The 8,359-nt window shown below is 35.2% G+C and carries 8 protein-coding genes, 1 tRNA gene, 1 rRNA gene and 1 pseudogene; 1 reads left to right on the plus strand and 10 read right to left on the minus strand.

Annotated elements, in window-relative coordinates:
- Nucleotides 1-206: pseudogene (locus KO509_RS12715) on the plus strand (phosphatase); the annotation flags it as partial.
- A 30-nt stretch (nucleotides 207-236) separates the two neighbouring features.
- On the opposite strand, the gene hemB reads toward KO509_RS12715, so the two are convergent.
- From hemB to rrf, 10 genes are all read right to left on the minus strand, one after another.
- Nucleotides 237-1,280, minus strand: coding sequence for a porphobilinogen synthase (gene hemB, locus KO509_RS12720; protein WP_215973652.1), 1,044 nt, complete (start codon nucleotides 1,278-1,280; stop codon nucleotides 237-239).
- A 37-nt stretch (nucleotides 1,281-1,317) separates the two neighbouring features.
- The gene (locus tag KO509_RS12725; protein ID WP_215973653.1) at nucleotides 1,318-3,150 is read right to left on the minus strand and encodes a diguanylate cyclase; all 1,833 of its coding nucleotides are present in this window, start codon (nucleotides 3,148-3,150) and stop codon (nucleotides 1,318-1,320) included.
- 76 nt (nucleotides 3,151-3,226) lie between these two features.
- The gene (locus tag KO509_RS12730; protein ID WP_215973654.1) at nucleotides 3,227-4,024 is read right to left on the minus strand and encodes a TatD family hydrolase; all 798 of its coding nucleotides are present in this window, start codon (nucleotides 4,022-4,024) and stop codon (nucleotides 3,227-3,229) included.
- On the minus strand, nucleotides 4,024-4,548 hold the full coding sequence (locus KO509_RS12735; RefSeq protein WP_215973655.1) for a hypothetical protein: 525 nt from the start codon (nucleotides 4,546-4,548) through the stop codon (nucleotides 4,024-4,026). The genes KO509_RS12730 and KO509_RS12735 overlap by 1 nt, the downstream gene beginning before the upstream one ends.
- Nucleotides 4,545-5,327 (minus strand): twin-arginine translocase subunit TatC, encoded by a 783-nt coding sequence (tatC, locus tag KO509_RS12740; protein WP_215973656.1) that lies wholly within the window; start codon nucleotides 5,325-5,327, stop codon nucleotides 4,545-4,547. Before tatC ends, KO509_RS12735 begins: the two co-directional genes overlap by 4 nt.
- Entirely contained in the window at nucleotides 5,327-5,791 is a 465-nt protein-coding gene (gene tatB, locus KO509_RS12745) for a Sec-independent protein translocase protein TatB (protein WP_215973657.1), read from the minus strand. The genes tatC and tatB overlap by 1 nt, the downstream gene beginning before the upstream one ends.
- Before the next feature lie 3 nt (nucleotides 5,792-5,794).
- Nucleotides 5,795-6,043, minus strand: a complete 249-nt coding sequence (tatA, locus tag KO509_RS12750; protein WP_215973658.1) for a Sec-independent protein translocase subunit TatA — start codon at nucleotides 6,041-6,043, stop codon at nucleotides 5,795-5,797.
- A gap of 142 nt (nucleotides 6,044-6,185) precedes the next feature.
- Nucleotides 6,186-7,733 (minus strand): EAL domain-containing protein, encoded by a 1,548-nt coding sequence (locus tag KO509_RS12755; protein ID WP_215973659.1) that lies wholly within the window; start codon nucleotides 7,731-7,733, stop codon nucleotides 6,186-6,188.
- A 309-nt stretch (nucleotides 7,734-8,042) separates the two neighbouring features.
- Nucleotides 8,043-8,127, minus strand: a tRNA-Tyr gene (locus KO509_RS12760).
- Nucleotides 8,128-8,169: 42 nt separating this feature from the next.
- Nucleotides 8,170-8,284: ribosomal RNA gene (gene rrf, locus KO509_RS12765) — 5S ribosomal RNA — on the minus strand.
- Between the last annotated feature and the right edge of the window lie 75 nt (nucleotides 8,285-8,359).

Consider the following 8,359-nt stretch of genomic DNA (forward strand, 5'->3'; position numbering starts at 1 on the left):
AAGAGATCAAACAAAAACTGATTGAACTTAAATCTATTGATAATATTAGCTTCGACGGTTTACGCGCGGATAGAGCTGCGGTATTAGCGAGCGGATTATGTATATTAATAGCGCTCTTTAATTGTTTACAAATTAAAGAGCTAACATTATCCACTGGTGCCCTGCGAGAAGGTTTATTATTTGAACTATTATCTGATAAAGCCTAATAAATAAGGCTGAGTTTCCCCAAGCTTAAATTAGCTCTCTTCTTTCAACCATCCTGCTACTTGCTTAGCGAAGTAAGTCAAAATTCCATCAGCACCGGCACGTTTAAAGCATAATAAACCTTCCATAATACAAGGCTTTTCTGCCAACCAGCCATTTTGAATTGCAGCCTTCAGCATGGCATATTCCCCGCTGACTTGATAGGCATAAGTTGGGACTTGAAAGGTATCTTTAACACGACGTACTACATCTAAATATGGCATACCTGGCTTCACCATTACCATATCTGCGCCTTCGGCTATATCTTGTGCGACTTCATGCAAAGCTTCATTACTATTAGCAGGATCCATCTGATAAGTGTGCTTATTGCCTCCTTTGATATTACTGGATGAACCAACCGCATCACGAAATGGACCATAATAATTAGATGCATACTTAGCAGAATAAGCGAGAATCTTAGTATTAACAAAGCCATGCTCTTCAAGCGCCATTCTAATAGCACCGACACGTCCATCCATCATATCTGATGGTGCAACAATATCAGCCCCAGCTTCGGCATGAGATAATGCTTGTTTCACTAAAGTATCTTTAGTAACTTCATTTAATACATAACCCTCTGGTCCTGCTTTATTCTCATCACTTTCACTTAAAATACCATCTTGGCCATGTGTAGTGAACGGGTCAAGTGCTACATCAGTAATTACTGCTAACTGAGGAAATTTAGCTTTTAAAGCACGAACAGTACGCTGCGTTAACCCCTCAGGGTTGTGTGATTCTTCAGCCATCAAAGATTTGATATCATCTGGCGTAACAGGAAAAATTGCAATCGCAGGAATACCTAAATCTACTAACTCTTGAGCTTCTTCTAATAACAGGTCGATACTCTTACGTTCAACACCTGGCATAGATAGAATAGCTTCTCGTCTATTATCACCTTCTAAAACAAATACAGGGTAGATTAAATCATTTACAGTGACTTGATTCTCTGCCATTAACCGTCGAGTATACTCATCTTTACGCATACGACGCATACGACGAGCTGGATATTGACCAAACATATTACTATTGTTATTCATTACCATTCTCCTAAATTTTTATCTTCTGCAAACACGTTTATTGCGTTGTATATTCTTGCGTTTGGTTTCGACCATGATTTTTTGCTTGATAAAGCGCTTTATCTGCAAAAGAAAATATCTGCTCCGGTGTGATATTTTCTTGTTGAACATAGGTAAAAAGACCATTACTCACCGTTAGTGAAATACTTTTTTCGTCATATATAAAAGGCCGTTCAGCAATATTTTCTCTTAATGTTTCAGCAAGAGCTAAAGCACCCTTAGCATCCGTATCTGGTAGAATTAAGCAAAACTCCTCTCCACCATAGCGAAAAGCCATATCACTACTTCTTTTTAAACTCTTGTTAATATGCTTACTCACCCACGCAAGACACTGATCTCCTGCTAAATGTCCATAAGTATCATTAACACCTTTAAAATGATCTATATCTATTAAAATAATACTTAATGGGGTTAAATTACGCTTACTTCGACGATATTCAGCAAGGATTCTTTGATCATAAAAACGTCGGTTATATAAGCCAGTTAATTCATCAAGTGTATTCTTTTTTTCTAATTCTCGATTAACTTCTTCTAATTCCTGTAAGGCAATATTAAGCTCTAAAGTTCGCTCTTGCACACGGTTTTCTAAATCTTCTTGGGTTTGTGATTGTAAAGTAAGTAGCTCTTCTTGCGCACGTTCCGAATTAAGCTCACTAGTTAATGCTTGCCGTTGCGCTAAGTGTTTATCAACTAATTGATATCGGTACTGATAGCTCAATATAAAAGTAATCATTAAAGCATTAAGCCAGAAGAGCATGCCATAAAATGAACTACGGTAAGAAACAAAGCCCATATCAAACCAGTTTACGGAAACAATAACAATGACTACAAAAATCAATTGAATGAGCATCACAAAGGTAAATAATAAGGCTAAACGAGATGCTGATTTATATAAATAAATACCAAGAATAACTAAAGAAAGCTCTAACAATATATAAATTGCCATACTAATATTAACGTTATCAGCAATAGATAGCTGAATACTCACTGGCATATAAATTAATAATGCCCAACAGACTGCTCGAATACTCCGGTGAATATTGTAAAACTTATTTTTTAAGTGAAAAAATTGTGTACTGAAAGCCAATAAACATATTGCTGATGACGCTGATAATAAAGGAAGTTCAACCCCTACCAACCAAGTAAAAGCAGGAAAAAGATAAGACAAGTTAAAACCCAGCATTGCTGCGAGCATTAGGCTATTACTCAAGAGATAGCCAAATAAAGCAATGATAGCTTTACTACCTGTACTAAAAAATAGCAGCATACATGCAATAGATAAGCAAAGTAAGCCACCTATAACAATCCCTTGCTGAAACTGTAAATCACTATTAGCCGCAATATAAGATTCTGTAGAATATACCTTCAATGAAGAACGGAGTTGAGCAGAGCTTTTAATCGCTAAATAAATTGTCATTTGTGAGTGAGGATCCGCATTCACTTTAACGCTGCGATTATTACTTCGTTGCAACATCATCTTTTTCTTATCAATATTTTTATATTGATCTTGAATAAATAATTCAACCTCGTTTATTCGTACTTGGTTGGCCATATCGAGATAAACTTGCTTTACTTTGTTAGTATTATTTACTAACTCAAAAGCAATCCAGTTTTCCCCTGGCATTATTAGTAAATCACCGTTATTAAGGTGGATTTTTTGCCATTCGCTATTCTCTAATGTAATTACTTCATGCAACTGATGTTGTTCCGATTGCTGAATAAGTCGATATAAATAGTCGACAACAAGATGTTTATCTTGATCAAGGCTATATCGAGGAATCTCAGCTTTTACTTGTACGGATAACATCATCAAAAAGACAGAAATTACCATCAGTAAAATCTTCATAATTTTAAATATTGGATGAGAAAGTATTGGCATAATTGACGTTTATTTCAAAGTTCAACAGCTAAGAAGGTAAATCGAACACTTGTTGTGCATTTATACTTGTTTGACTAACTAATTCTTCAGGGTCAAGCGCTAGAATATGAGCAATTTTATCAATTATAAAAGGTAAGTAACTTGGTTCATTACGATTACTTTTCGGTTTTGGGCGAATCGTTCTTGGAATTAAGTAAGGAGCATCGGTTTCAACAAGCAGTTTATCTAACGGAATTAAATTAATAATTTCCTGTAAAGAGCTACCTCTTCTTTCATCACAAAGCCAGCCCGTTATACCAATATACATACCAGCATCAACACACTTTACCAATTCTTCTTTATTGCCAGTAAAACAATGAGCAACCATAGCGGGTACTTGATCAATAAAAGGACTTAATGCATTGAACCAAGCTTGAAAAGCATCTCTTTGATGCAAAAACAACGGCTTATTAAGCTGCTTAGCTAACTGAATTTGTTCTTTGAATACTACTAACTGTTTTTCAGGAGTAGAAAAATTTCGATTAAAGTCTAAACCACATTCACCTATCGCTTTAACACAGGGTTGCTCTGCCAACTTTGATAAATCATTTAAATAACCTTCATTTACTGCATCAGCATCGTGTGGATGTACACCAACAGTAGTATATAAAGTATTCGGAAATTGCTGTTGATAATGTTGACATAGTGCTACTCCTTTTTTACTCTCATCAACATTAGTTCCTGTAATAATTAACTGATGTACGCCTTTATTCTTAGCACGAACAATGACTTCAGTTAAATCTTTATCGAAACGTTTGTTGGTTAAGTTAACACCAATATCAATCATTATTTAAGTCGCTTAACTCGTATATTTCGATTAAGACCTTCTTTAAATAAATACACAGAGCCAAAGCTACCTTTTTCCAAATTGATACGATCACCCACAGCTAATTTTAAAATAGTTGTGTCTGTTTGTTGCCATCTTTGACCGTTTTCTAAATCAATAACCCACTGACCACGAATCAACTTTTTCAAACCACTGACAGTTGCAGTAATACCTTCAATTTCTTCTTTAGGTTTTTTCAACGTTTCTTTAGCAAAATCATCTATTCTCTTTGCTTCTGCTAGTTCTGTGTTTTCAACTGCCGCTACTACTTCTTTAACTTCTTTAACTTCTGGTACGGAAGTAGTGCTTAAGGGGGCTAAATTTTTCTCTGATAGCTTATCAAAGCATGCTAATCGCTCTTGATCATTAGAGACGTGCATACAGTGTGATAACCCCTCAACTAAAATACTATTATTATTAGCCAATACACCTGTTGATATTATGGTACATAATAAACCAAATAGTGCTGTAATATTTACTTTCATGAATCATCCTTATCGAGATCTTCATCTTCTTTGTGATACAACGAAGCTATAATAATACCAACTTCAAATAACAGTAGCATAGGTATAGCCAACATCGACTGAGAAATAATATCTGGTGGTGTTAATAACATACCTATAACAAATGCACCTACAACAACATAGGGGCGCTTTTTCCGTAAACTATTAGGAGAGGTAACACCTGTCCAACACATTAGTATAATAGCAACAGGTATTTCAAATGCCGCACCAAACGCAAAAAATAGCTTCAAGACAAAGTCTAAGTAACTACTAATATCAGTTGCAATAACAACACCGTCTGGAGCAACTGACGTAAAAAAAGCGAATATCACCGGAAAAACAGCAAAATACGCAAAAGCTATACCGCTATAAAAAAGCAATGTAGAGCCAAGCATCAACGGGGCTATTAATCTCTTTTCATTTCGATAAAGCCCAGGGGCTATAAAAGACCACATTTGATAGAGAATATATGGCATAGCAAGAAATATAGATAAAACAATTGTTAACTTAAATGGTGCTAAAAAAGGTGATGCAACATCAGTGGCAATCATCTGTGATCCAGATGGCATAGTTTGAAGTAATGGTTGAGCTAAATATTGGTATATATCTTGAGCAAAATATACCAAACAACAAAATACGACGATAACCCCTAAAACAGCATGAAGTAATCGAGTTCTTAATTCGAGTAAATGATCGAAAATTGTGACACTCTTTTCTGATTCTAATGGTGTTGATTGTTCTTGATCAGTAGCTGTATTCATTATTCTTTTTTATCTGTATCAATAGGAGAAGTATTATTTTCTTTATGAGGTGACAATTCATTATTAATAGATAAATTCCCCTCATTGTCTTCTGCTAAAGTAGATTGAGTAGAAGTTGGATTTAAAGGCGATGAAGCTATATTTTTTTCATCTATACTCTTCGTATCCATGTTTTTAAATGGTTCTCTAACCATTTCTGCTGCTTCTTGCAGCGACTTAACAGATTCAGCAATTTCAGGGGACAAATTTTTCATGCCGCCCTGTTCTGCTTTCTTTAAGTTCGCATGTAATTCATGAATTCTTAATTCTTCAGTGAGCTCTGATTTCACACTATCGCTAAAATTACGAACCCCCGCTATCCAACCTTTCACGGTTCGAATAGCCACAGGTAAACGTTCCGGACCAAGTACAATAAGTCCGATAATACCAATAAGCATTAATTCCCAAAAGCCAATATCGAACATGCGTTACGCCTGACTGTTTTCTTTTTTACTATCTTTTTGGCCAGCTTCACTTTTAGCTGCAGTATTGTCAGCTAAAGAATCTGCCTCTTTGTCCGATTTAGCCGTTGAATCCTTTTCATCTGTTACTGCATTTTTAAATCCTTTTATAGCAGAGCCTAAATCTCCACCCAAATTACGTAATTTTTTAGTACCAAATAATAAAACAACGATCACAGCAATAATTAATAATTGCCAAATACTAATGCCACCCATAAGAAACTCCTATAATCTATTTAACAGCAGTATACACCGAAACTCATTAACTAAACGAGTAAAAGACTATAAAGATTTAATAAAATATTCAAGAAAATACGATCAAAGTTAAATGCAGTCGTTTTTCAGATAAGATAGGAATTTATGCGCAGTTTTTATCTTGACTTTTAAGAGAGGTAATTTGGATCTTTTCAGGTTTATTAATATGATATCCTTGCCCAAAGTCGCAACCTGCAGCATGAAGTTTTAACATTACCGATTCAGTCTCTATACCTTCCGCCACTAATCGATAACCATATTTTTCACCTAAGTCATGTAAAGCCTTAACCAAAGGTAAATTTCTATTACTATTTGTTAAAGTGCTGATAAAGCCTCTATCTAATTTAATGAATTCAAAAGGATAGTTATGTAAAAAACTAAACGAAGACACACCTGAGGCATAATCATCTAGTGCTAGCTTAACACCAATATTTTTTAATTTACCTAAACCCTTCAAGGCTAGCTCTTCATGGTGAATAAATGCTTTTTCATTAAATTCTAAAATCAATCTCTGTGGATCAAACGACTGATTCTTAATTAGAGTTATCAGCTTATGCAATTGGTTAGTTTGAGTTAAATGTCGACCAGATAAATTGATTGCGATAAACGCATGTTGGTACTCAAGATCACCCTGTAATAAACTCAGTTGTCTTGCCACTTCTTCAACAACCCAAGTTTCAATTGCTAATATAATGCCCGTTTCTTCGGCTAAGTATAAAAATTCACTTGGTGTTTGTAGACCTTTTTTAGGATGGTTCCAACGTAATAAGCCTTCAAAACCTATCACTTGACCAGTATTTAAATCTGATATTTTTTGATAATGAAGCTCAAATTGTTGCTCAACAATGGCTACACGCAACTCTTGCTCTAACGTCATAGTAGCAATAAGTTTTTCACGCATACTTTCATCATAAAAAACATAGCGACCTCGCCCTAAGCTTTTAGCTTGGTACATTGCCGCATCAGCATCACGTAAAACTTCTACCGCACTGTCATAATGTCTATTGCATAAAGCAATACCTATACTTGCACTAGAATACACAGTATTACTATCAATAATATAAGGGTGTTCAATACTGTTTATAATTCTAGTGGAAACCTCTTCTGCATCATCTGCTGTTAAGGAATCTAGTAAAATAACAAACTCGTCTCCACCGAGACGTGCCAAAACATCATTTTCGCGCACACATACACTAAGACGTTTAGCTATTTCAACAAGGAATATATCACCCGCATGATGACCCAGGGTATCATTGATAATTTTGAATCTATCTAAATCAATAAATAATACAGCATATTGTTGATCGGGATGTCGTTTCAAATGACGAAGTGCATAACTAAGTCGGTCAGAAAACATCGCACGATTAGGCAATTTAGTTAATACATCATGATGGGCATCAAAGTATAGTTGCTGATCAGCCTTATTCTTTTCAGAGAGTTTTTCATGTAAGCTTAAATTTTCACTAATTAATGCTTGTGTTTTTTCTGCTACAAGATTATCCAGTTCTAGGTGATAGTGCTGTTTTAAAGCAATATTTTCTTCTTGAGCTTTTTTAAGGCTTTCGTTTGCTAAGTTTAAAGCTTCTAATAAATAGTGAACATCAGAGCTATCTAGCTCAGTAGGTTCTTTATTTTTAATCCTCGTAGGCATCAATGTTCCTATGCGTGATATACATTAAACTTAGTTAAAATTTCAGCACACTTTTCAGTATGATTTTTGAACGGTTAGTGTATCAAATTATCGCCACTAGGCTAGTAATAAATTACCTTTTGATATAAAGATTTTATGACAAGGAAGTTTTAATATCGCCATAAAGTACTTAAAATAATTCAAACACGCAATATTAGTGTAAAGATGAGGTAACATAGTATTCAAATTTAGATCGCTCTACGAATTTACTGGGCGATAGATACAAAAATACCAGCAGTTAGCTGGTATTTAGTTCTTATACAAATAAGATGGTGGAGGGAGGTGGATTCGAACCACCGAAGGCGGAGCCGTCAGATTTACAGTCTGATCCCTTTGGCCACTCGGGAACCCCTCCACAGGGTCAACAAAACAATAAATTGAATTGTTTGAAGATGAAATCTAGCAATGTCCTACTCTCACATGGGAACTCCCACACTACCATCGGCGCTACTGCGTTTCACTTCTGAGTTCGGAATGGAATCAGGTGGGGCCACAGCGCTATTGTCGCTAGATAGAAACTTTAATTTATTAACTTACTTTAAAAATAATTTAATAAATTAAATTTTTAGCAAAAAACCCGTAGCATC

The organism is Colwellia sp. C2M11, assembly GCF_018860915.1.
GTDB lineage: Bacteria > Pseudomonadota > Gammaproteobacteria > Enterobacterales > Alteromonadaceae > Colwellia.

Coding starts and splice junctions, on each gene's coding strand:
- hemB (WP_215973652.1), bottom strand. CDS start 1,280: ATGAATAACAATAGTAATATGTTTGGTCAATATCCAGCTCGTCGTATG.
- KO509_RS12725 (WP_215973653.1), bottom strand. CDS start 3,150: ATGGTAATTTCTGTCTTTTTGATGATGTTATCCGTACAAGTAAAAGCT.
- KO509_RS12730 (WP_215973654.1), bottom strand. CDS start 4,024: ATGATTGATATTGGTGTTAACTTAACCAACAAACGTTTCGATAAAGAT.
- KO509_RS12735 (WP_215973655.1), bottom strand. CDS start 4,548: ATGAAAGTAAATATTACAGCACTATTTGGTTTATTATGTACCATAATA.
- tatC (WP_215973656.1), bottom strand. CDS start 5,327: ATGAATACAGCTACTGATCAAGAACAATCAACACCATTAGAATCAGAA.
- tatB (WP_215973657.1), bottom strand. CDS start 5,791: ATGTTCGATATTGGCTTTTGGGAATTAATGCTTATTGGTATTATCGGA.
- tatA (WP_215973658.1), bottom strand. CDS start 6,043: ATGGGTGGCATTAGTATTTGGCAATTATTAATTATTGCTGTGATCGTT.
- KO509_RS12755 (WP_215973659.1), bottom strand. CDS start 7,733: ATGCCTACGAGGATTAAAAATAAAGAACCTACTGAGCTAGATAGCTCT.